Source organism: Peptoniphilus mikwangii (assembly GCF_000468535.1).
In the GTDB taxonomy this organism is placed as follows: Bacteria; Bacillota; Clostridia; order Tissierellales; family Peptoniphilaceae; genus Anaerosphaera; species Anaerosphaera mikwangii.
This window is the reverse complement of the sequence record NZ_AUQY01000002.1, coordinates 612,343-632,960: the sequence shown is the minus strand read 5'-3', so window position 1 is coordinate 632,960 and position 20,618 is coordinate 612,343. Positions and strand designations below refer to the sequence as shown.

Here is a 20,618-nt window from a genome sequence, read left to right as displayed (position 1 = left end):
AATGGGAAAATATTACATTGATAATGATTTAAAAGTCGCAATTTATTATGATGGTAAAATAAATCGCATTCAGGATCTTGAAGAATCGAGAATAAGAGATATTTATAGAGGACGCGTTGAAAATATTGTTCATTCTATGAATGCGGTATTTGTAAATATAGGAACGGAAAATGGGTATTTGAATTTAGAAGATATAGACGGAGACATAAAAGTCGGAGATGATATATTAGTTCAAATAAAGAAAATACCTGAAGAAAATAAACTCGTAAAGCTTACAATGGAACTTTCTGTTGACGGAAAGTATATTATCTATTTTCCTATGGAAAAATTTGTAAAGTTTTCCAAAAATCTTAATTTTGAAAAGAAAAACGAATTAAAGAAATTTGCTGTAAAAAATAATTTAAGAGGAGTTTTATTTAGAACAAATGCAAATAATGCACAGACAGATGAAATATTAGAAGAATATAGTGAATTATTTGATATAGGAAATAAACTAATAAGAGAAAAAAATTTAAGACCTACTCCGAAACTGATATATTGCAAAAGTGGTGTGGAGGATTTTCTTAGAGATAATGTTGTTGATGAAGATGTTATTATAAATGACATACAATTATATAATACATATAAGAATAAATATAATTTAATCTATGATAAAGATTTTAAAATTATATATAATAGAGAAATTTTAGAAGACTATAAAAAATTATTTTTAAAAACAGTAAAACTTAAAAGCGGAGCCAATATTGTTATTGAAGAAACTGCAGCTTTGTCTTCAATAGATGTAAATACGGCAAATTTTGTCGGAAACTTAGATTTTGAAGATACAATATTTAAAGTTAATGAGGAAGCGGCAGTTGAGATTGCAAGACAAATTATTTTAAGAAATATTTCGGGAATAATAATTATAGATTTTATAGATATGAAAACTTATTCCGAAAAGAAGAAAATATTAAAAATTTTGCAAAGAGAATTTAAAAAGGATTTTTCAAGAACTGTGGTGTATGGATTTACTAAACTTAATCTTGTGGAGATAAGTAGAAAAAATCTTGGAGTTAAGCTTAAGAATAAATTGGAAGTATAGTTATGATAATAAATGCATTTGGCGATTCAGTTGTTGCAGGGTTTGGAGTTGGAAGAGAGAACTCATTTGTAAATATCGATAGGAAGGATATAATCATAAATAATTTCGGAATAAATGGGACAACATCACTTGATGTTTTAAATTTAATTAATAGAGTTGATTTTAAAGATACATTTTTATTGTATGTGGGGATCAATGACTTTTTATCTGAAATAAGTTTTTATGATGTAGAAAAAAATATTGAGAGGATAGCTGACAGTATAACCGGCAGGTGTTCAAAAATAGTTTTGTGCGCACCACATTTTTTGTCTTCTGATGCAACTTACGGTTGGTGCAACAGCTCGATATTTTTATCAGTAAATAGAAAGCTTGAGTTATATCAAGAATTTTTAGTGAATTTAGCAAGGTGTAGAGAATTTAACATAATTAATTATTATAAGATACTGGGAAATTATAAAGATTATGATAGCCTGTTTTTTGACGGAATACATCCAACTATAAGTACTCATAAAATTATGAGAGAGGAATTAAAAAAGGTGGTATTATGAAAATTATCGGCAAATTTAGCTTAAGTAATTTTACAAAGAGGGAAAAGGTTTTGATAGGCATATTTATTGCAATTTTATTGGAACTTATTTTTTATCTTGTATTTATTTCTCCGGTTTTTGTTAAATATAAGTCTATAAATTTCAAAATTGAAGAGACTAAAAACGAAATTTCAACTAAAAATAAAATTATTGAGAATATTAATTTTTTAAATCAGAAAAACGATAGTATGTCTAAAATAGATAGATTTAATTATCATAAGAGTTTTAATGAAGGAAATTCAGATTATATAAATTTGTTGCTTAAAGATATAGCTGAAATTCAGAATGTAAATTCAAATGAAGTAAATCTGACAACCGATAGAAAAAATATAAGTGGAGTTTTAGAAATTTCGAAACAATATCTCGTTGATTCTATTTCGATACAGAGGGAAGATGAAGAGATATATAGCGTTTATATAAAAATTAACGATGAAAAAATGGACACGCAGATGCCTAAAGTAATTAAGAGTGAAAAAAAGATTGATGAGAGTATAAATCTTAAGAAAGAATTTTTAAAGAGCAGAATAGAAAATAAAACCTCATTTTCAAGCGAAGAGCAATTGACCGAAAAGAAAATTGAGAAAATTTCAAATGAGAATAGTGGTAAAAACAGTATATTGGATAATAATATAAAAAATAGCTTGGGAATTGATTATGAAAATGCAACATTATTATATGCTTCTAAAAATAACGGGAGTATGTTTGCAAAAGATAACAAGGATGAATTGGTAATATATTATGAATTACATAATGAAAGTGGAAGTAATGAAATTTTGATTTTATTCAATCAAGAGTTGGAATTAAAAAATTTAAAATTTAAATTATATGCACCGGATAATTTTGACGGTGAATTTGGAATTTACGGAAGAGAAAAGATTTCTTTGAAAGATAAGGTTAAATGTGGAGAAGTTAATGATATAAATATCGAGAATGTCGGTGATTTTGTTGGAATATATTATAAGCTAAATGAAGGAGAACGTGAAAATGGAATTTTTTCTGTCGGTGATTTTGAGGGAATGCTATGAAAAAGGGATTTACTTTAATTGAACTTATACTTACTATTTCAATTATAATCATAATTTTATCTGTTGGTATATATAAAAGCAGCATTGTATCGGACTATGAAGCACTGAAAAGCATGGATGAACTGTTTGAAAATTTAAGATATTCAAGAAATTTAGCAATCTCACAAAAAAATTCATCAAAAATTACATTTTTTGAAGATAACAGCTATGAAATCAAATGCAACAAATTCAGAGAAAAATACAGGCTGTCACAAAAAATTGATATGTCTATGGCTAATGACAAGTACGGAAGAAAAAGTATAACTTTTACAAAAAGCGGTGCCCCAAGTTATTCTAATGCACAAACTATAACTTTAAGGTATGGGAATAAAGAATATTTTATAACAATTGAACCGGTTACAGGTAAGGTGAATTTTAAAAAATGAAAAAGGGTTTTATGTTATTGGATGTCATTCTTTCAATAGCAATCATTGCGATAATTGCATCTGTTTTAATTCCTGCGAGTATAAATTTTATTTCAAGCAGAGAAAAGATCATGGATATTTCCGATTCGTATATGATGCTTAAAAATCAAATGGAGGTAGTAGGAGCGTCTAAATACTATGGCACAGGTACTTATGACATAGTAATTCCAAAAGAGTACAAGTATTATATACAGGAAGATAATATTTCTGATAATTTAACAAAAATTAAAATTATATTATATAGAGATGGGGGAGAAAAAATTGAGGTTGAAGAAATATTTCCGTCAAAAGGGCTTTACTCTAATTGAATTGGTTCTTGCCATAGGTATTTCTATGATTATTTTTTCTGTACTATCATCAATTTTTGGGCTTGTGGCAAAAACAATTACAATCTCATCAAGCGGTAATGAATTTTTAAACAGCTCCTATTTTTCGTCAAATTATATATACAGAGAAGTTGCCTCTGCAGATTATATAATTAAAAATGAAAACAAAAATTCTTTGGGATTTGCACTTGTAAATGTTTTTAATGCTAAAAAAGGAAAGAAATATAGATATGTGTATTATGTTTTTAGTGACAGTTCAATAAAAAGAAAGGCGCTTGTCAGAAATAGTATTTTTGAAGGAAACTTAATCACCGGTAAGACCGGAACAAATATTATAGCAAAGAACATAAAGTCTGTAGACAGCACTGTAAATGATGAGATTATAAAATTGAATATAGAGCATGAATTAAATGGAGTTTCAAAGAAGTATGAAATTGAAATTATAAATAGAACTTTCGGAGAAATCAAATGAGAAAGAACGGATATACATATTTAATAACAATTTTAGTAATAGCTGTTATAGTTATAGCAATAAGTTATATGATTGGAATATTTAATAATAATTTGATAATATATAAAAACGAAAGAGATTCAATTCAAGCTGAAATGCATGCTGAATCAATGATCAATATTTCTATTTCCGACTATGATAAATTGAAAGAGGTATGCAGAAAAATTTATTATGACGGCAAAAATGATTTTTTGAATATTAAACCGGAATACACTGTTGATGATGTTGAAATAAAAAAATTAGAAATTTGTAATGATTCAACATTTTCTAAAAATGGATTTTTGATAACTTCAGTAATAGAATATAATGGAATAGAAGAAAGTTGTTTTGCAAAGGGAGAAATAGTGAATAGTCTTTTCACTATGGAAAAGTCCATATTAAACCCGAGGATATTAGAGGGGGATGAAATTAACAATTTAAAAGAAACAGAAATTGATTTCAACGATGCAAACAAGAGTATAGCAAGAGTAATTGAAATTTCACAAGACTGTTATATGAAAAAAGACGGTTTAAATATAATAATATATACAGAGGAAATAGAGGAAACCGAGTTTGGAAAAACGGTCAAAGAAAATATTTTACATAAGTATTCATGCTATGATGACATATATTTAAAACAAATCGGCGGGACAGTTGCGATTGAAGATGCTGTTAAAATTTATGGCATAGTGGAGTTATCGTCAGTTTATCTTTATAAGGACATTGAAATTCAGGGGATTTTAAATTTAAAGGGGAATATAAATTATATTGATTCCAAAGCGCAGATAAATGTCAAAGGAATAACTATAAATACATGTGGAAATTCTGAAAATAATTTGAATTCAGAATATGATTTTGATTTAGTAAATAGGTATTCAGAGCATATAAAAAATTTTATAAGGCCGAAGATTAATACAATTCAAAAGAGTTTGCCTGAAATATAACATTTGTCTTGATAGGTAGTTCGCATATTGATATAATAAAGTATAGAGATAAATTTAGGAGGTAAATTATGATTACAGCAGGTGATTTTAGAAAAGGTGTTACATTTGAAATGGACGGAGATGTTTATGAAGTAATTGATTTTCAACATGTAAAACCTGGAAAAGGAGCTGCGTTTGTAAGAACAAAAATCAAATCAGTACTTACCGGTGGAATAAAAGATACAACATTTAATCCGTCTGAAAAATATGAAAAAGCAGTAATAGAGACAAGAGAAATGCAATATTTATATAAAGATGGAGACTTATATTATTTCATGGATAATGAAACTTATGAACAAGTTCCTATGGAAGAAGATATGGTAGAAGAGGCTCTTAACTTTATGAGAGAAAATGATGTTGCGGTTATTAACTTTTATCAAGGAAAGCCGTTTAGAGTTGCACCTGCAAACTTTGTTGAGTTGGAAGTTACACAAACAGAACCGGGAGTTAAGGGTGATACTTCATCAGGCGGAACTAAGCCTGCAACAGTTGAAACAGGTTTTACATTGAATGTACCTTTGTTTGTAAATACCGGGGATAAAATAAGAATAGATACAAGAACCGGAGAATATATGTCAAGAGTATAGGAGGATATTATGGAAAATATATTGAACAGAATAGCTTATTTAGAAGGTTTAGCAGACGGATACGGAATTGATGAAAGTTCTAAAGAGGGAAAACTTTTAGTAGAAATCATTGATGTTCTTTCTGAAATGGCAGAAGAAATAAGAGATGCTCAAGAAGATCTTGAAGAGTATGTTGACATTATAGAAGAAGATTTATCGAGCTTAGAAGATTATGTATATGATGAATCTGATGATGATGATTTCGATTTGTATGATGACGATTTCGATTTTGATGATGATTCATATTATGACGAGTTGGACGAATGCTGCAACGGGGATTGCGATTGTTGTGATGAAGTTGAAGACTAATTAATTAAGGTCTCTTGGTATAAGAGACCTTTTTTGTTATAAATTGAATATGAAGGCATTATTTGATATAATTGAATACAGAATACGGAGGTGTTATGATGTCTGAAAAATATTTAGTAGATGCAATGAATGACGGCAATGTCAAAATTGCAGATGATGTAATTGCTACAATAGCAGCTGTTGCAGCTGAAGGTGTAGAAGGTGTAGTTGAAATGCAATCTACATTAAAGGCAAGTGTAACAGATATGCTTGGAGTTAAAAATCTTGCGCGTGGAGTAAAAGTTAGCGTTGGAGAACAAGAAGCAGTTATAGATATGTTTATTACCGTTCTTTACGGAAAAAATATAGTTGAAATTTGTAAAAATGTTCAAGAAAAAGTAAAAGAAGCAGTTGAAAATATGACAGGACTTGATGTAGTAGAAGTAAACATTCATGTAAGCGGAATAGCTTTAACGGAAAAAGAGAAGGCAAGGGCTTAATAATGAGTAGGAAGAAAGCACGTATAGGACAAATGCAAGTTCTATATCAAATGGATATAACAGATGACTTTTCTTCTGACGGATTAAATACTTTTTTAGAAAATTTTGAATTTTCGGAAGAGGAGAAAGATTATATTAACTCCACAATTCCTGAAATTATAAAAAATTTAGAAAATATTGATCAAACTATACAAAGTCATCTTGAAGGCTGGAGTTTAAACAGACTTGCAAAAGTTGATAAGGAAGTATTAAGGATTGCAATATATGAAATTTTATATAGAGATGATATTCCAGAAGAGGTATCAATAAATGAAGCGGTTGAAATATCAAAGCAATTTGGTTCAAGTGAATCTTCCAAGTTTATTAACGGAATTTTAGGTAGCATTTACAGAAGTATGCATGTGGAAAATCAACGAGAGCAGCAGTGAGCCTTGCTCTCGGTTCTCATTTAATGGTGTAGTGGAATGAATGCAATAAAAGTAAGAGAACTTAATAAATATATAAAGAAATATATTGCCATGGACTATCTTTTAGCGGATGTAACTGTTGAAGGAGAAATATCAAATTTTAAGAAGCATACAAATGGAAATTTATATTTTTCATTAAAAGATGATTATGCAAAGATAAATGCAATTATGTATTTTAGTGAAGCTTGTTCGATTAATTTCAGTCCGAAAAACGGAGATAGTGTAATAGTAAAGGGCTCTGTATCAATTTTTGAAAAAGACGGATTAATAAATTTATATGTAAGAGATATGAAGATAGTCGGTCTTGGCGATTTATATGAAAGGTATTTATCATTAAAAGAATCTCTTTATAAAGAGGGGATTTTTGATGAGTCAAAGAAAAAGAAAATTCCATATTTTCCGCAAAGAGTAGGTGTTATAACTTCTCCGACAGGAGCTGCCATAAGAGATATAATAAATGTACTTTCAAGAAGAAACCCTGCTGTCGATATATTGTTGTATCCATCAAATGTACAGGGTGATTTTGCGACAAGTCAGCTTATTGGAGGGCTTAATTATTTTGAAAAAAATCCTGTTGATGTAATTATAATAGGTCGTGGTGGCGGATCTCTTGAAGAACTTTTTTGTTTTAATGATGAAGAACTTGCCAGAAAAATTTATTCTATGAGTATACCGATAATATCCGCTGTAGGGCATGAAATAGATTATGTTATAAGTGATTTTGTAAGTGATTTAAGAGCACCTACTCCATCTGCAGCAGCGGAAATGGTATCTATGAGTAAGGAAGATTTAGAAAATAGATTATATCTTTTAAAAAATAGATTGGATAAAATTTTACAGCAAAAAGTTGAAGATAATACAAGTAGAATTGATTTATTAGGCGAAATTTTAAATATTAAGTTTGAAAAATTTTATGCAAATAAATTAGAAAGCTTAAAAAAACTTGATTTAGAGAACAGTAAATGGAAGCTTATTTATAAAGTGAAATATAAAAAGCAAAATTTAGAATTGACATTTAATAATCTTGATATGAAGTTTAACAAAAAAATTTCAATCAATAAAAATCTTTTGTATAATATTGGAGAAAAGCTTAGGAGCAGTAAGTTTACACAGAGAATTTATTTAAAGAATAAGTTTGGGGCAATAGTGTCTTCTGTTAAAGATTTAAGTGTAGGGGATGAAGTTCTAATAAGCTTTGCTGATGGGACTGCAACTGCAAATATTAGTAAGACAAAAGTTGGGAGTGGTATAGATGAGTGAAAGTTATGAAAGTGTATATTCAAGACTTGAAAATATAGTTAAAGATTTGGAGTCTGATAATATATCACTTGAAGAGTCAATAAGCAAATATGAAGAGGGACTCAAACTTTTTAAATACTGTTCAAAAATATTAAATGAGTATGAGGGAAAGGTAAAAGTACTTATGCAAGAGGGAACAGAAGTAGAGGAAAGAGAATTTAAAAGTGGTGATGATTTGTATGAATAATTACAGTGAAATTATAGAATTAATTAATAATTCAATATATAGGAGCTTTACGGCTGCCGATGAATATCAAAAAAAGGTATATGAATCTATGTCCTATTCTCTTTCATCAGGCGGTAAAAGAGTCAGACCGTTGCTTAGTCTTTTAGCATATAAGTCAGTTAGCGGAAGTGAGGATTTTACAAAGATTCTTCCGTTTGCGACTGCGATAGAACTGATTCACACTTATTCTTTAATCCACGATGATTTACCGGCTATGGATAATGATGATTTAAGAAGAGGAAAGCCTACAAATCACAAAGTATATTCAGAGGCAATAGCTATACTTGCAGGAGACGGACTTTTAAATATGTCTGCGGAAGTTATGTCAAGAGAGCTTGATAAATATGATGAAATGGATGAGTTAAAAAGAGCAATTAAGGCTATGAAGTATATATTTACCGCATCAGGAGTACATGGTATGATTGGCGGCCAAGTAATAGATATGGAATATGGCTATAATATGAATCTTGATATTTGTGAAAGTATGTATAAACTTAAAACTGCCGCATTAATTAAGGCGGCAATTGTATCAGGAGCAATAATTGCAGGTGCAAGTGATGAAGAGATAGCGACATTTGAAGAATATGCAAATTGTATAGGAATTGCATATCAAATAAGAGATGATATATTGGATTTAGAAGCAGACAGTAAAAAAGAAAAGAATACAATGGTAAATTTTAGAAGTAATGATGAGCTTGTATCAAGAATAGAAGGACTTACAACAAGAGCACAGGAACAGATTAATTCTCTTCAATATGATACTTCAGAGTTACAGGAGTTTGCAAAAATTCTTATGAACAGAGGAAGATAATATGGGAAAAATTCGTGCTGATGTATTTTTGGTGGAAAACGGACTTACAGGATCAAGAGAAAAAGCTAAAAGATTAATTATGAGCGGAGAGGTCTTTATCGGAACACAAAGAGTTGAGAAGGCAGGAGAGCTTATAGATAAAGAATCAAATGTAACTATAAAGTCAAATTCTCAGAAATATGTAAGCAGAGGCGGATTTAAGCTTGAAAAAGCAATAGAAATGTACTATATAGATTTGAACGATAAAATTTGTGCAGATATAGGTGCTTCAACAGGCGGTTTTACACACTGTATGCTTTTAAATGGAGCAAAAAAGGTTTATGCAATAGATGTTGGATATAATCAGCTTGATTATAGTTTGAGAGTTGATGATAGAGTTATTTCAATGGAAAAAACAAATATAAGACTTTTTGATACTGAGCTTATAAAAGATGAAATTGATTTTATATCAATAGATGTAAGCTTTATTTCATTAGAACTTGTTCTTCCTAAGGCAACAGAATTATTGAAGAATAACGGGCAACTTGTTGCACTAATAAAACCTCAATTTGAGGCGGGAAAAGGAAAGGTTGGCAAAAAAGGTATTGTAAAAGATCAATCGGTTCATAGAGAAGTATTAGAAAAGATAATTTCCCTTGCAAAAAAATTGGAACTTAGAATTTGCGGTTTGACCTTTTCTCCAATAAAGGGAACTACCGGGAACATAGAATTTTTAATATATTGCGAGAAGTCAAAAAATGAAGATTTAGATTATAATTTAGATGAGCTTTTAAAAGAAAGTACTCAAATATAGGTGAATATATATGTTACTTGAACTTAGTATTAAAAATTTTGCCATAATTGAAGATTTAAGAGTTGAGTTTGAAAAAGGACTAAATGTAATTACAGGAGAAACAGGCTCAGGTAAATCTATAATAATAGATGCACTTTCAATGGTATTGGGCGCAAGAGCAAGTAAAGATGTAATAAAATCGGGAAAAGAATTTGCATTTATAGAGGCTATTTTTTCAAATGACGGAGTTTTAAAAACTGAATTAGAAAAATACGATATAGATAATGATGATTTGATAGTGATATCGAGAGAAATAAGAATAGACAGACCGTCTATTACTAAAATAAACGGTAGAACGATTACGGGTTCTGTTTTAATTCAAATAACATCAAAATTAATAGATATATTTGCTCAACATGAAAATATTTCACTTATGAATAATATAAATCAAAGAAAATTAATAGATTCATTTGGCGATGACAGTCATATTGAACTTTTAAATAATTTGACAATATTAATTGAACAATTACATAAATTAAAAGAGGATTTTAAAATTAAATCATCACAAAATAAAAATAGAGATAGAGAAATAGACCTTTTAAAGTATCAAGCAGAAGAAATAAAAAATGCAAACTTGTCTGAAGAAGATGAGACTATTGATGACAAGTATAAAATAATAAATAATATTTCTGAAATTTCAAGGCAAGCGCAATCTGCAACAGCTATTTTAAATAGCAGTTATGACCAAGCTAATATAGAAGATTTATTCGATAGTGTAATAGGCAATTTGAATTTTATTATAAAATACGATAAAAACATGCAAGATTGTTATGATGAACTTGAAGATATCAGATACAGGATAAAAGATATTTCCTATACAATTGAAAAATATTTAAGTTCTTTGGAATATAGTGAAGAGGAACTTAGATTTTTAGAGAATAGAATTGATACGGTAAATACGTTAAAGAAAAAATATGGAAATAAAATATCGGATATATATTCTTTCCTTGAGGAGGTTGAAAACAGACTTCATTTCCTTGAAAATTTTGATGATGAAATAAAAAAGCTTGAGGATGAAATAAGTTTTGTTAATAATCAAGCACTTGATATTGCAAGAAAAATATCTGAAAACAGAAAAAGTGTATCCAAGTTTCTTGAACATACAGTAGCAGAAGAACTAAAAGAATTAAATATTAAAAATGCAAGGTTCAAAATAGACTTCAGAGAAAAGGAAATATCAAAAGATGGAATAGATGATATTGAATTTATGATAGTTACGAATGCAGGAGAAGATTTTAAATCACTTGCAGATACTGCATCCGGAGGAGAAATGAGCAGGATAATGCTCGGATTTAAGAGTATTATTGCACAAAAAGATAATATACAAACATTGATATTTGATGAAATTGATACGGGAATAAGTGGTCGTACCGCTCAGATAGTTGGAAACAAAATAAAAAAATTAGCAAAAGACAGACAGGTTATCGTAATATCACACTTGCCTCAAATAGTTTCACTTGCAGATACTCATTATTTAATAGAAAAACTTGAGAGAATTAATGAAACCACATCAAGAATAAGGAAGCTGAATTATAATGAGAGAGAGATGGAATTGGCAAGATTAATTGGAGGGTTTATGATTTCCGACGCAACTATCTCAGCTGCAAGAGAAATGCTATTTAATAAGGAGAAATAAGATGGACAAAACTGAAAGAACGATGAAAACTGATAGAATTTACGATGGAAAGATATTATCTTTAAGAGTAGAAACAGTTGAACTTCCGGATAAAAAATATTCTAAAAGGGAAATAATAGAACATCCGCCTGCAGTCGTAATAGTTCCTGTAACTTCAAACAATGAAGTTATAATGATAAAGCAGTTTAGAAAACCGATAGAAAAGGTTATTTATGAAGTTCCGGCAGGACTTTTGGAGATAAATGAGAGCCCCATTGATGGAGCAATCAGAGAATTGAAAGAAGAGACAGGATATCATGCTGATAAAGTTGAATATATGACGGAATTTTATTCATCACCGGGATTTTGTACAGAAAAAATGTATATTTTTTCTGCTGAGAATCTTGAATTTGAGGAACAAAAATTAGATGAGGATGAATTTATAGATTTAGAAATAGTTCCGTTTGACAGGGCTTTAAAGATGATAAAACTTGGAGAAATTATGGACGCTAAAACAATAGCGGGAATATTAATTTATAATGAAATGAGGAATGATGAATAATGTTAGAAAAATCAGTTGAATATATAAAGAGTAAAATTAAAGTTAATCCTGAAATTGCAATAATATTAGGTTCAGGACTTGGAGATTTTGCAGATACAATAGAAAATAAGTTTGCAATAAATTATGAAGATATACCGGGTTTTCCAAATTCAACAGTGGTTGGACACAGCGGAAAGTTGATTTTTGGAAATGTTGGAGATAAGTTTATAGTTGCGATGCAAGGTAGAATTCACTATTATGAAGGACAAGGCATAGATAAAACAGTTTATCCTATGAAGGTATTATGTGAACTTGGAATAAAAAAATTGATAGTTACAAATGCATCCGGTGGAGTAAATAAGAGTTTTAAACCTTCCGATATTATGCTGATAAAAGATCATATAAATTATACCGGTGTAAATCCGTTAATAGGTAAAAATGAAGACGATAAGGGACCGAGATTTTTGGATATGACATATACTTATTCAAAGGAGCTTAGAGATAAAGCTAAAGAAGTTGCAAAAAATATTGACTTAGATATTAAAGAGGGAGTATACATGTGGTTTACAGGCCCATGTTATGAAACTCCGTCAGAAGTAAAACTTGCTGCGATAGTTGGAGCGGATGCTGTTGGAATGAGTACAGTACCTGAAGTTATAATCGCAAGACATAGAGGAGTAGATGTACTTGGTTTTTCATGTATAACAAATATGGCGGCAGGGATATTGGAACAACCGCTTAATCATGAAGAAGTAATAGAAGTGTCTAATAAGATAAAAGATAAATTTGCGCAATATGTAAGAGAAGTGATAAAGGTGATCTAATGAATATATACGATATTATTGAGAAGAAAAAACAGAGTTTAGAGCTCAATAAAGAAGAAATAGAATATTTTATAAATGGATATACTAATGGAACAATACCTGATTATCAAATATCAGCACTGCTTATGGCAATTTATTTCAGAGGTTTGAATATAGAAGAAACGTATTATTTGACAAATGCTATGATTAATTCCGGAGATACTATAGATCTAAGCCCGATAGATGGAATTAAAGTTGATAAGCATTCAACAGGCGGTGTAGGGGATACCACATCTTTAATTTTAGGACCGCTTGTGGCAAGCTGCGGGGTTCCATTTGCAAAAATGAGTGGAAGAGGTCTTGGACATACGGGAGGAACTCTTGATAAACTTGAGTCAATTCCCGGAATGAGTATAGACCTTTCAATTGAAAAATTTATAAATAATACAAATAAAATTAAAATGGCAATTTGTGGGCAGACAAGTGACATAACGCCCGCCGATAAAAAGTTATATGCTCTGAGAGATACAACGGCAACTGTGGATAATGTAAGTCTTATTTCAAGTTCTATTATGAGTAAAAAAATAGCTGTAGGAGCAGATTGCCTTGTACTTGATGTAAAAGTCGGCTCAGGTGCTTTTATGAAAAATGTGGAAGATGCCAGAGAACTTTCAAAAATGATGGTAGACCTTGGAGAGAAATTTAACAGAAAGACAGTAGCTGTAATAACAAATATGGACGAACCGCTTGGACTTGCTGTCGGAAACTCATTAGAGGTAATTGAAGCGATAGATACATTAAAGGGAAGAGGACCTAAAGATTTAGAAGACTTGTGTATAAGCCTTGGTGCAAAGCTTCTTGTATTAGCTAATAAATGCAATGATGAGAAAAGCGCTCGAATTTTATTAGAAGAAAATATCAAAAATGGACTTGCATTTGAGAAATTTAGAGAGTTTATAGAAATGCAAGGTGGAGATGTAAGTTATGTAGATGATACTTCAAAGTTCAAGTTGTCATCTATAAAGAGAGAAGTTTTTTCAGAAAAATCCGGGTATGTGACAAAAATAGATGCTCTTGAAATAGGAGAAATCTCTAAAAATTTAGGAGCAGGGCGTGAAACTAAGGAATCTGAAATAGATCTTGGAGCAGGCATTGTGCTTAACAAGAAGATAGATGACTATGTAGAAGCAGGAGATCTGCTTGCAACAATATATACGGAGAGAAAAGAACAAATAGATAAAGCTGTTGCAGGAATAAAAGAAGCATATAAGCTTGGAGAAAAAAATAGTAAAGCATATAAAATTATAATTGAGGAAATTCAAAAATGTTAAATTTTTCAAATTTAGATTTAAAGAGTGTATTATTTACTATAATAGCTCTTTTAATTGCAATAATACCGCACGAAATAGCGCATGGATATGCAGCATATTTACTTGGTGATGATACAGCTAAAACTGATGGTAGATTATCTCTTAACCCTATAAATCACATAGATCCTATAGGGCTTATTTCGATGATCATTTTAAGATTTGGCTGGGCAAAGGCTGTGCCTATAAATCCGTTTAAATTTAAAATAAATAGAAAAATTGGAACCATTATAGTTTCACTTGCGGGAGTTGCAGCAAATTTTATATTGGCATTTATATTTTCCATACTGTTTGTGGGTGCGGCGATTAATAAAAATTGGCTTGAACCTCTATTTGCAGAAATTTTATGGTACAATGTTATGCTTGGAGTTTTTAATCTTGTACCGCTTCCGCCGCTTGACGGTTCAAAGGTAATTGCAAGTTTGTTGCCTTCTAAATTGGAATATATGTTTTATAAATATGAAAAGTATTTGTATATTATACTTGTAGCATTATTGATGACTGGAGTTGTAAATAAAATAATAGCACCAATAGTGCTGAAAGTTTTAAATGAATTAGTAACAATTGGAATAAATATATGGGATATAATGTAAATTTAAAAGTTTATGAAGGTCCGATGGAACTTTTGCTTGATTTAATCAGAAAAAATGAAATAGATATTTATGATATACCGATTCATATTATTACAAGTGAATTTTTAGCATATATAGCAGCTGTTAAGGAATTAAATATGGAACTCACAAGTGATTTTTTAGTTATGGCATCTACACTTTTAGAAATAAAGTCAAAAATGTTACTGCCCAAAATAAAACTTGATGATGAAGAGATTGACGAGGAAGATCCGAGAGAGCAACTTGTTCAAAAAATACTTGAATATGAAAAATATAAAGAAGTTTCAGAAAAACTTAGAGAGTCTGAAAAATATGAACTTAAGGCATTTTATAAGTTACAGGAAGATTTTTCAAATATAGATAGGTTGGAATTTTTAAATAATTGTAATGTTAAAAATTTACACAAGGCACTTCAAAATATCATAAAGAGAAATAAGACTGCATCTGTTACCAATATAGCACCTGAAGAATTTCCGGTTCAAAGAGCAAATGAAATAATACTTGAATATCTTGAAAGTAAAGACAAATTTTTATTTTCGGAACTTTTGGGAGAATATAGTTTTAAGGCGGAGATAATAGCTTATTTTCTATCGTTGCTTGAATTTATTAAAATTGGCAGGGTGTCGGCAAGACAAACCGGAAATTATTCTGATATAGAAATTATTAGGAGAGATGATTTTGGAAGATGAAAAAATAATTTCAATAATTGAAGGAATTTTATTTGCATGGGCAGAGCCGGTTAGCGTAATAGAGCTGTCAAAAGTTATTGGACAGTCTCAAAATAAAATTAGAGGTTTACTTCAAATTATAAAAGAGAAGTATGAAAAAGCTGATAGCGGACTTAGACTTGTAATTTTAAATGACAGTTATCAAATTAGTACAAAGCCTGAAAATTATGATTATATAAGTGAATTCGTAAGTGGAAAAAATAAAAAGAACTTATCGAATGCAGCACTTGAGACATTATCTATAATTGCATATAAACAACCTGTTACAAAACTTGAAGTGGAAGAAATCAGAGGAGTCAAATGCGATTCTACAATTAAAGCTCTATCTGAACTTGGACTTATAGAAATTTCAGGGCAACTTGAAAAAATAGGTAGACCGAATATATACATTACAACAGATGAATTTTTGAAAAAATTTGGACTTTCATCGTTAGAGGAGTTACCTGAAATAGAGGAAGATGAACAAATTAAGATGACTTTTTTGGAGGAATAATGAGATTACAAAAATATATGGCACATTCGGGAGCTGCATCGAGAAGAAAATCGGAAGAATATATTTTAGACGGTCGTGTAAAAGTGAATGGTAAAATTGTTACCGAGCTTGGATATGTCGTAGATGAAAATAAGGATAAGGTATATCTTGATGATAAAAGGCTTAAAATTATAAAAGAAAATACCTATATTGCATTAAATAAACCTATGGGAATAGTATCCACTGTAAAAGATGAAAAAGATAGAAAAACAGTTGTTGATTTAATAGACGGCTCTACAAGATTATATCCAATCGGAAGACTTGATATTGATACAACGGGACTTATAATATTGACAGATGACGGAGCAATAACAAATAAATTAACGCATCCTAAGAATGAAATAAATAAGACATACATTGCAACGGTTGAGGGTAAGCCGACAAAAACAGAACTTGATATGATTAGGAAAGGAATAAAAGTGGGAGCTGAAAAATTTTCTCCCGCAAAAGTTAAAATATTAAAGAGTTTTGAAGCGGATTCGATCATAGAGGTAATAATTCATGAGGGAAAAAATCATGAAGTTAAATTAATGTTTGACAAGATAAATCATCCCGTAAAAAAATTGAAGAGAATATCAATTGGTGATATAGAACTTGGAGATTTAGAAATAGGAAACTTTAGGTATTTAACAGAGGATGAGATAAATTATTTAAAGAGATTAAAATGAGTTTAGTAAAATATAATTATAGACAGATAGTAGATGATATAATTGAAAATGCAAATATTGTTGGCAAAGTTTGCCTTGATGCCACTTGCGGAAGAGGTAACGATAGTTTAAAACTTCTTGATAAGATAGGTATCAAGGGTTTTTTATATGCATGTGATATTCAAGAAGAAGCAATTAATTCTACAATGGAGCTTTTAAAATCCAAAGGTTATGAGAATTTTAAATTATTTAATAAATCTCATACTGAGGTATTTGATTATATAAAAGAGCCTATTTCACTTATAATATATAATTTAGGATATTTACCTAAATCGGACAAAAAAGTAGTTACAGAGGCGGATAGCACAATATTTTCAATAGAAAGAGGACTTAATAGTATTTCTAAAGACGGAATTATAATTGTTGTATCATATTTAGGTCATGAGGGTTCTTTTGAGGAGAGGGCTGCACTTGAAAAATTTCTCTCTCAGTTGGAACAGAAAGAATATATGGTTGAAAAGAGAGAATTTTTTAATCAACAAAACAATCCTCCGATTGTATATTTAATAGGAGTGAGAAAATGAAAAATATTGCTGTGATAGGTGGAGGCCCTTCAGGAATGATGGCGGCATATTTTGCTGCAGAGGGAAATAATGTAACAATATTTGAAAAAAATGAAAAGCTTGGTAAAAAATTATTTATAACAGGCAAGGGTAGATGCAATATTACTAATGAAAAAGAAATTTCTGAATTTTTTGAAGAAGTACCAAGAAATGAAAAGTTTTTATATTCTGCATTTTATTCATTTTCAAATTTAGATTTAATAAAGCTGCTTAACAGTTATGGACTAAAAATGAAAAGTGAGCGTGGAGGGAGAATTTTTCCAAGCAGTGATAAATCATCTGATGTAATAGCAACCTATATAAAGATGTTAAAAGATAGAAATGTGGACGTCAGATTAAATAGTGAGGTTAAATCAGTTAAAAAAAATTTAGAGTATTTTATAATAAATGATAATTTTGAAGAAAAGTTTGATTCATTAATTATAGCAACAGGTGGATATTCTTATAGGGCAACAGGCTCTACCGGAGATGGATATAAATTTGCAAGAGATTTTGATATTAATGTTGAAAAATTATATCCGGCTTTGATTCCGATTGAATTATCAGACGAATTTTTGGATGACTTGCAAGGTATATCTCTGAAAAATGTATCGTTGTCGGTAAAACAAAATGGCAAAGTAATAAGCGAGGAGTTTGGTGAAATGTTATTTTCTCATTTTGGAATAACAGGTCCCATTGTTTTAAGAACATCAAGTAAAATAAACAGAATGAATAAATTTAAACTCTATTTGGATTTAAAACCTGCGCTTGATTTTGAGACTCTTGATAACAGAATATTGAGGGATTTTGAAAAGTTTAAAAATAAGGAAATAAAAAATGCATTGTTTGAGTTGCTTCCAAAAAAATTAGTTCCTGTGATTTTAAAAATTGCCGATATAGATGAAAGTATGACGGTAAATCAAGTTACAAGAGCAGATAGAAATAAGCTTGTACACAGCATTAAAGAAATGCCGCTTACTTATGAGAGGCTATTGGATATAAATGCAGCTATTATTACAAGTGGTGGAGTTTCCGTAAAAGAAATAGATCCTTCAACTATGGAATCTAAAAAAGTAAAAGGACTTTATTTTTGTGGAGAGGTTTTAGATGTTGAAGCTTTTACGGGTGGCTTTAATATGCAAATAGCAAATTCAACAGGATATATAGCGGGAGTAAATGCAGGAAAAAAATAAGGCACGACAGTGCCTTTTTTATAATTCAGAATCATTAAATATATTTTCGTGATTAATATCACCATATTTTAAACCTTTTTTAAACCATTGTATTCTTTGCTCACTTGTTCCGTAGGTAAATGTATCAGGAATAACACTCTCTACAGTTTGCTGTTGTATTCTATCATATCCGACATACGTTGTGGCATTTATAATATCTTTAATATCATCTTCTTTTAAATATCCTGCATTTTGTACATAGTGTGCAAACACACCTGCAAAATAATCAGCTTGAAGTTCAAGTTTCACAATATATTTATTAAATTCTTTTTCGGGCAGCTGATTTTTCAGTTCATATACTTGTTCCAACGTTCCAAGCTGTTTTTGGACATGGTGACCTACTTCATGAGCAAGAACATATGCAAATGAAAATTCTCCGAGCTTATTGTACTTAGATTTTAAATCATTATAAAAACTTACATCAATATAAATTGATTCATCTTTCGGGCAATAAAAAGGTCCCATATTTGATGTTGAGTTTCCGCATTTACTTTGAATTGAACTATTATATAGTACTAGTTTAGGTTCTCTGTAAGTAAGAGAGTTTCGGTTAAAAATTTCATTCCATATATCTGTTGTATCTGTAAGGATTACACTTAAAAAATTTTCCAACTTTTTATTTACTTCTGTATTTTCCTCAATTGAAATAGATGATGAATCGGTGTTATTTAAAACTTCCAAGGGATTACCTCCAAGTAGATAGAAAATTATCATTAAAATTAAAAGCCCGACGCCTCCAAGCGGTGTTAGAACTCTTGAACCTTTTATTACATTTTTATTTTCTTTTCTTCCCTGCCATTTCATAATAATCTCCTCTTATATTAGTTTACATCATAATATCATAATAGTATTTTAAAATCTATCATTATAAATCAAACGTATATCTTTGCAAAAAAACTTTTAAAAAATTTCAAATTTGTTATACTTATAAGTAGTGTATTGTATTTAAAATAGTATGTTTAAGTGGGGATAAAAAATGATTGAATTGATTAATAGAGCGTCGGAGTTGTTTTCTTATAAGACTCCGTTTGTAATTGCAACTATAATTTATAAAAACGGTTCATCACCGAGAGAAGAGGGAACTTCCATGATAGTTACTGAAAGAGGACTTGACATTGGAACCATTGGTGGCGGAGCGGCGGAATATGAAGCTATTGAATTTTCAAAAAAATTAATTTTAGATGAGAAGAGTGACAATCATAAGTACGTACTCACAAATAATGATGCGGAGAGCATAGGTATGATATGTGGGGGAGTAAATATAATTCACTTTGAATATGTATCACCTGATGATTTTCTTGCAGGAGAATATTTTTTAAAAATAATAGAAGAGTATAAAAATAAAGATGTCAATTTATTATATTCGACTAAGGGGAATGCCGGATTTTCAGTAGAAATTGAAGACGAAGTCTATCAATTTACAAGAAGTGAAATAAATGAGAAAATAGAATGCGATTTCAAAATTAAAATTGAAGACAAATTTAAAGTTTTTATTTTTGGTGGGGGACATGTTTCAAAGGCATTGGTTCCAATTCTAAATTATTTGAATTTGGAGACAATAGTTATTGAGGACAGAGAGGAGTTTTTAAAAGAAGAGGACTTTCCAAATTCAAAAAGGATACTGTTAAATTATTTTGATTTAGAAAATTTAGAAATAACAGAAAATGATTATGTTTGTATATTGACAAGAGGCCATAAGTCGGATAGAGAAATTTTAGTTAAGATGCTTGAAAAAAGACCTTACTATATAGGGATAATAGGAAGTAGGAAAAAAGCGGAAATAATGTTTAACAGTATTAGGGGAAAGTACGATGAATCTTTGATAAATAGAGTACATTCTCCGATAGGATTGAGTATAGGTGCACAAACGCCTGAAGAAATATCAATAAGCATAGCTGCTCAGATAATAGAAAAATTTAGAAACAGATAGTGGAG

Annotated in this window: 27 protein-coding genes; 26 read left to right on the top strand and 1 reads right to left on the bottom strand. The window is 29.9% G+C overall.

The genetic code is table 11. The annotated features are described in order from the left end of the window. The first annotated feature begins 1 nt into the window (after position 1). The 25 genes from M915_RS03410 (at position 2) to M915_RS03290 (ending at position 18,644) form a co-directional block, all read left to right on the top strand. Positions 2-1,081, top strand: coding sequence for a ribonuclease E/G (locus M915_RS03410; protein ID WP_162799486.1), 1,080 nt, complete (start codon positions 2-4; stop codon positions 1,079-1,081). A 2-nt stretch (positions 1,082-1,083) separates the two neighbouring features. After that, positions 1,084-1,629 carry an SGNH/GDSL hydrolase family protein gene (locus tag M915_RS03405; protein ID WP_036729348.1) on the top strand — a complete coding sequence of 182 codons (546 nt, stop codon included), beginning with the start codon at positions 1,084-1,086 and terminating at the stop codon, positions 1,627-1,629. Next, positions 1,626-2,693 carry a hypothetical protein gene (locus M915_RS03400; protein ID WP_036729345.1) on the top strand — a complete coding sequence of 356 codons (1,068 nt, stop codon included), beginning with the start codon at positions 1,626-1,628 and terminating at the stop codon, positions 2,691-2,693. The genes M915_RS03405 and M915_RS03400 overlap by 4 nt, the downstream gene beginning before the upstream one ends. Then, positions 2,690-3,118, top strand: coding sequence for a prepilin-type N-terminal cleavage/methylation domain-containing protein (locus tag M915_RS03395; protein ID WP_036729342.1), 429 nt, complete (start codon positions 2,690-2,692; stop codon positions 3,116-3,118). Before M915_RS03400 ends, M915_RS03395 begins: the two co-directional genes overlap by 4 nt. Beyond that, positions 3,115-3,465, top strand: coding sequence for a hypothetical protein (locus M915_RS03390; protein ID WP_009221986.1), 351 nt, complete (start codon positions 3,115-3,117; stop codon positions 3,463-3,465). The genes M915_RS03395 and M915_RS03390 overlap by 4 nt, the downstream gene beginning before the upstream one ends. Continuing rightward, the gene (locus tag M915_RS03385; protein ID WP_162799485.1) at positions 3,425-3,955 is read left to right on the top strand and encodes a PilW family protein; all 531 of its coding nucleotides are present in this window, start codon (positions 3,425-3,427) and stop codon (positions 3,953-3,955) included. Before M915_RS03390 ends, M915_RS03385 begins: the two co-directional genes overlap by 41 nt. Next, a complete protein-coding gene (locus tag M915_RS03380; protein ID WP_036729337.1) occupies positions 3,952-4,917 on the top strand; it encodes a hypothetical protein in 966 nt (321 codons plus the stop codon). The genes M915_RS03385 and M915_RS03380 overlap by 4 nt, the downstream gene beginning before the upstream one ends. Positions 4,918-4,985: 68 nt before the next feature. After that, complete coding sequence (gene efp / locus M915_RS03375; protein ID WP_009221989.1) at positions 4,986-5,543, top strand: elongation factor P; 558 nt, start codon at positions 4,986-4,988, stop codon at positions 5,541-5,543. Positions 5,544-5,552: 9 nt separating this feature from the next. Beyond that, positions 5,553-5,891 (top strand): CD1247 N-terminal domain-containing protein, encoded by a 339-nt coding sequence (locus M915_RS03370; protein WP_009221990.1) that lies wholly within the window; start codon positions 5,553-5,555, stop codon positions 5,889-5,891. 98 nt (positions 5,892-5,989) lie between these two features. After that, entirely contained in the window at positions 5,990-6,370 is a 381-nt protein-coding gene (locus M915_RS03365; RefSeq protein ID WP_036729335.1) for an Asp23/Gls24 family envelope stress response protein, read from the top strand. A gap of 2 nt (positions 6,371-6,372) precedes the next feature. After that, complete coding sequence (gene nusB, locus M915_RS03360; RefSeq protein WP_009221992.1) at positions 6,373-6,798, top strand: transcription antitermination factor NusB; 426 nt, start codon at positions 6,373-6,375, stop codon at positions 6,796-6,798. A gap of 36 nt (positions 6,799-6,834) precedes the next feature. Further along, on the top strand, positions 6,835-8,097 hold the full coding sequence (xseA, locus tag M915_RS07280) for an exodeoxyribonuclease VII large subunit (protein WP_051259777.1): 1,263 nt from the start codon (positions 6,835-6,837) through the stop codon (positions 8,095-8,097). Beyond that, positions 8,090-8,323, top strand: a complete 234-nt coding sequence (gene xseB, locus M915_RS03350) for an exodeoxyribonuclease VII small subunit (protein ID WP_036729332.1) — start codon at positions 8,090-8,092, stop codon at positions 8,321-8,323. The genes xseA and xseB overlap by 8 nt, the downstream gene beginning before the upstream one ends. Then, on the top strand, positions 8,316-9,173 hold the full coding sequence (locus M915_RS03345) for a polyprenyl synthetase family protein (protein WP_036729329.1): 858 nt from the start codon (positions 8,316-8,318) through the stop codon (positions 9,171-9,173). Before xseB ends, M915_RS03345 begins: the two co-directional genes overlap by 8 nt. A gap of 1 nt (position 9,174) precedes the next feature. Further along, positions 9,175-9,966, top strand: coding sequence for a TlyA family RNA methyltransferase (locus M915_RS03340; protein WP_036729327.1), 792 nt, complete (start codon positions 9,175-9,177; stop codon positions 9,964-9,966). A 10-nt stretch (positions 9,967-9,976) separates the two neighbouring features. Then, entirely contained in the window at positions 9,977-11,641 is a 1,665-nt protein-coding gene (gene recN / locus M915_RS03335) for a DNA repair protein RecN (protein WP_036729324.1), read from the top strand. A gap of 1 nt (position 11,642) precedes the next feature. Further along, positions 11,643-12,182, top strand: a complete 540-nt coding sequence (locus M915_RS03330) for an NUDIX hydrolase (protein WP_036729321.1) — start codon at positions 11,643-11,645, stop codon at positions 12,180-12,182. Continuing rightward, positions 12,182-12,985 (top strand): purine-nucleoside phosphorylase, encoded by an 804-nt coding sequence (locus M915_RS03325; protein WP_036729319.1) that lies wholly within the window; start codon positions 12,182-12,184, stop codon positions 12,983-12,985. The genes M915_RS03330 and M915_RS03325 overlap by 1 nt, the downstream gene beginning before the upstream one ends. Beyond that, complete coding sequence (locus tag M915_RS03320; protein WP_036729317.1) at positions 12,985-14,295, top strand: pyrimidine-nucleoside phosphorylase; 1,311 nt, start codon at positions 12,985-12,987, stop codon at positions 14,293-14,295. Before M915_RS03325 ends, M915_RS03320 begins: the two co-directional genes overlap by 1 nt. Then, entirely contained in the window at positions 14,289-14,924 is a 636-nt protein-coding gene (locus tag M915_RS03315; RefSeq protein WP_036729315.1) for a site-2 protease family protein, read from the top strand. The genes M915_RS03320 and M915_RS03315 overlap by 7 nt, the downstream gene beginning before the upstream one ends. After that, positions 14,909-15,631: a segregation and condensation protein A gene (locus M915_RS03310; RefSeq protein ID WP_036729312.1), complete on the top strand. Its 723-nt coding sequence runs from the start codon at positions 14,909-14,911 to the stop codon at positions 15,629-15,631. The genes M915_RS03315 and M915_RS03310 overlap by 16 nt, the downstream gene beginning before the upstream one ends. Further along, positions 15,615-16,163, top strand: a complete 549-nt coding sequence (gene scpB, locus M915_RS03305) for an SMC-Scp complex subunit ScpB (protein WP_009222003.1) — start codon at positions 15,615-15,617, stop codon at positions 16,161-16,163. The genes M915_RS03310 and scpB overlap by 17 nt, the downstream gene beginning before the upstream one ends. Continuing rightward, a complete protein-coding gene (locus M915_RS03300) occupies positions 16,163-16,870 on the top strand; it encodes a pseudouridine synthase (protein WP_009222004.1) in 708 nt (235 codons plus the stop codon). Before scpB ends, M915_RS03300 begins: the two co-directional genes overlap by 1 nt. Beyond that, on the top strand, positions 16,867-17,433 hold the full coding sequence (locus M915_RS03295) for a tRNA (mnm(5)s(2)U34)-methyltransferase (protein WP_036729309.1): 567 nt from the start codon (positions 16,867-16,869) through the stop codon (positions 17,431-17,433). The genes M915_RS03300 and M915_RS03295 overlap by 4 nt, the downstream gene beginning before the upstream one ends. After that, positions 17,430-18,644 (top strand): BaiN/RdsA family NAD(P)/FAD-dependent oxidoreductase, encoded by a 1,215-nt coding sequence (locus tag M915_RS03290; RefSeq protein ID WP_081689731.1) that lies wholly within the window; start codon positions 17,430-17,432, stop codon positions 18,642-18,644. The genes M915_RS03295 and M915_RS03290 overlap by 4 nt, the downstream gene beginning before the upstream one ends. An 18-nt stretch (positions 18,645-18,662) precedes the next feature. Here the strand turns inward: M915_RS03290 and ypfJ are convergent, their stop codons facing one another. Continuing rightward, positions 18,663-19,487, bottom strand: coding sequence for a KPN_02809 family neutral zinc metallopeptidase (gene ypfJ, locus M915_RS03285; RefSeq protein ID WP_036729307.1), 825 nt, complete (start codon positions 19,485-19,487; stop codon positions 18,663-18,665). A gap of 172 nt (positions 19,488-19,659) precedes the next feature. Here ypfJ and M915_RS03280 point away from each other — a divergent pair, with 172 nt between their 5' ends. Continuing rightward, positions 19,660-20,613, top strand: a complete 954-nt coding sequence (locus M915_RS03280) for an XdhC family protein (RefSeq protein ID WP_036729304.1) — start codon at positions 19,660-19,662, stop codon at positions 20,611-20,613. The last annotated feature ends 5 nt before the right edge of the window (positions 20,614-20,618 follow it).

Excerpts from the sequence above, each read along its gene's own strand:
- M915_RS03310 (WP_036729312.1), top strand. The coding sequence starts at position 14,909 with ATGGGATATAATGTAAATTTAAAAGTTTATGAAGGTCCGATGGAACTT.
- M915_RS03290 (WP_081689731.1), top strand. The coding sequence starts at position 17,430 with ATGAAAAATATTGCTGTGATAGGTGGAGGCCCTTCAGGAATGATGGCG.
- M915_RS03340 (WP_036729327.1), top strand. The coding sequence starts at position 9,175 with ATGGGAAAAATTCGTGCTGATGTATTTTTGGTGGAAAACGGACTTACA.
- M915_RS03320 (WP_036729317.1), top strand. The coding sequence starts at position 12,985 with ATGAATATATACGATATTATTGAGAAGAAAAAACAGAGTTTAGAGCTC.
- M915_RS03300 (WP_009222004.1), top strand. The coding sequence starts at position 16,163 with ATGAGATTACAAAAATATATGGCACATTCGGGAGCTGCATCGAGAAGA.
- M915_RS03345 (WP_036729329.1), top strand. The coding sequence starts at position 8,316 with ATGAATAATTACAGTGAAATTATAGAATTAATTAATAATTCAATATAT.
- efp (WP_009221989.1), top strand. The coding sequence starts at position 4,986 with ATGATTACAGCAGGTGATTTTAGAAAAGGTGTTACATTTGAAATGGAC.
- M915_RS03370 (WP_009221990.1), top strand. The coding sequence starts at position 5,553 with ATGGAAAATATATTGAACAGAATAGCTTATTTAGAAGGTTTAGCAGAC.
- ypfJ (WP_036729307.1), bottom strand. The coding sequence starts at position 19,487 with ATGAAATGGCAGGGAAGAAAAGAAAATAAAAATGTAATAAAAGGTTCA.
- M915_RS03390 (WP_009221986.1), top strand. The coding sequence starts at position 3,115 with ATGAAAAAGGGTTTTATGTTATTGGATGTCATTCTTTCAATAGCAATC.
- M915_RS03330 (WP_036729321.1), top strand. The coding sequence starts at position 11,643 with ATGGACAAAACTGAAAGAACGATGAAAACTGATAGAATTTACGATGGA.
- scpB (WP_009222003.1), top strand. The coding sequence starts at position 15,615 with ATGATTTTGGAAGATGAAAAAATAATTTCAATAATTGAAGGAATTTTA.
- M915_RS03295 (WP_036729309.1), top strand. The coding sequence starts at position 16,867 with ATGAGTTTAGTAAAATATAATTATAGACAGATAGTAGATGATATAATT.
- recN (WP_036729324.1), top strand. The coding sequence starts at position 9,977 with ATGTTACTTGAACTTAGTATTAAAAATTTTGCCATAATTGAAGATTTA.
- M915_RS03405 (WP_036729348.1), top strand. The coding sequence starts at position 1,084 with ATGATAATAAATGCATTTGGCGATTCAGTTGTTGCAGGGTTTGGAGTT.
- nusB (WP_009221992.1), top strand. The coding sequence starts at position 6,373 with ATGAGTAGGAAGAAAGCACGTATAGGACAAATGCAAGTTCTATATCAA.
- M915_RS03315 (WP_036729315.1), top strand. The coding sequence starts at position 14,289 with ATGTTAAATTTTTCAAATTTAGATTTAAAGAGTGTATTATTTACTATA.
- M915_RS03395 (WP_036729342.1), top strand. The coding sequence starts at position 2,690 with ATGAAAAAGGGATTTACTTTAATTGAACTTATACTTACTATTTCAATT.
- M915_RS03380 (WP_036729337.1), top strand. The coding sequence starts at position 3,952 with ATGAGAAAGAACGGATATACATATTTAATAACAATTTTAGTAATAGCT.
- M915_RS03280 (WP_036729304.1), top strand. The coding sequence starts at position 19,660 with ATGATTGAATTGATTAATAGAGCGTCGGAGTTGTTTTCTTATAAGACT.
- M915_RS03325 (WP_036729319.1), top strand. The coding sequence starts at position 12,182 with ATGTTAGAAAAATCAGTTGAATATATAAAGAGTAAAATTAAAGTTAAT.
- M915_RS03410 (WP_162799486.1), top strand. The coding sequence starts at position 2 with ATGGGAAAATATTACATTGATAATGATTTAAAAGTCGCAATTTATTAT.
- xseA (WP_051259777.1), top strand. The coding sequence starts at position 6,835 with ATGAATGCAATAAAAGTAAGAGAACTTAATAAATATATAAAGAAATAT.
- M915_RS03400 (WP_036729345.1), top strand. The coding sequence starts at position 1,626 with ATGAAAATTATCGGCAAATTTAGCTTAAGTAATTTTACAAAGAGGGAA.
- M915_RS03365 (WP_036729335.1), top strand. The coding sequence starts at position 5,990 with ATGTCTGAAAAATATTTAGTAGATGCAATGAATGACGGCAATGTCAAA.
- xseB (WP_036729332.1), top strand. The coding sequence starts at position 8,090 with ATGAGTGAAAGTTATGAAAGTGTATATTCAAGACTTGAAAATATAGTT.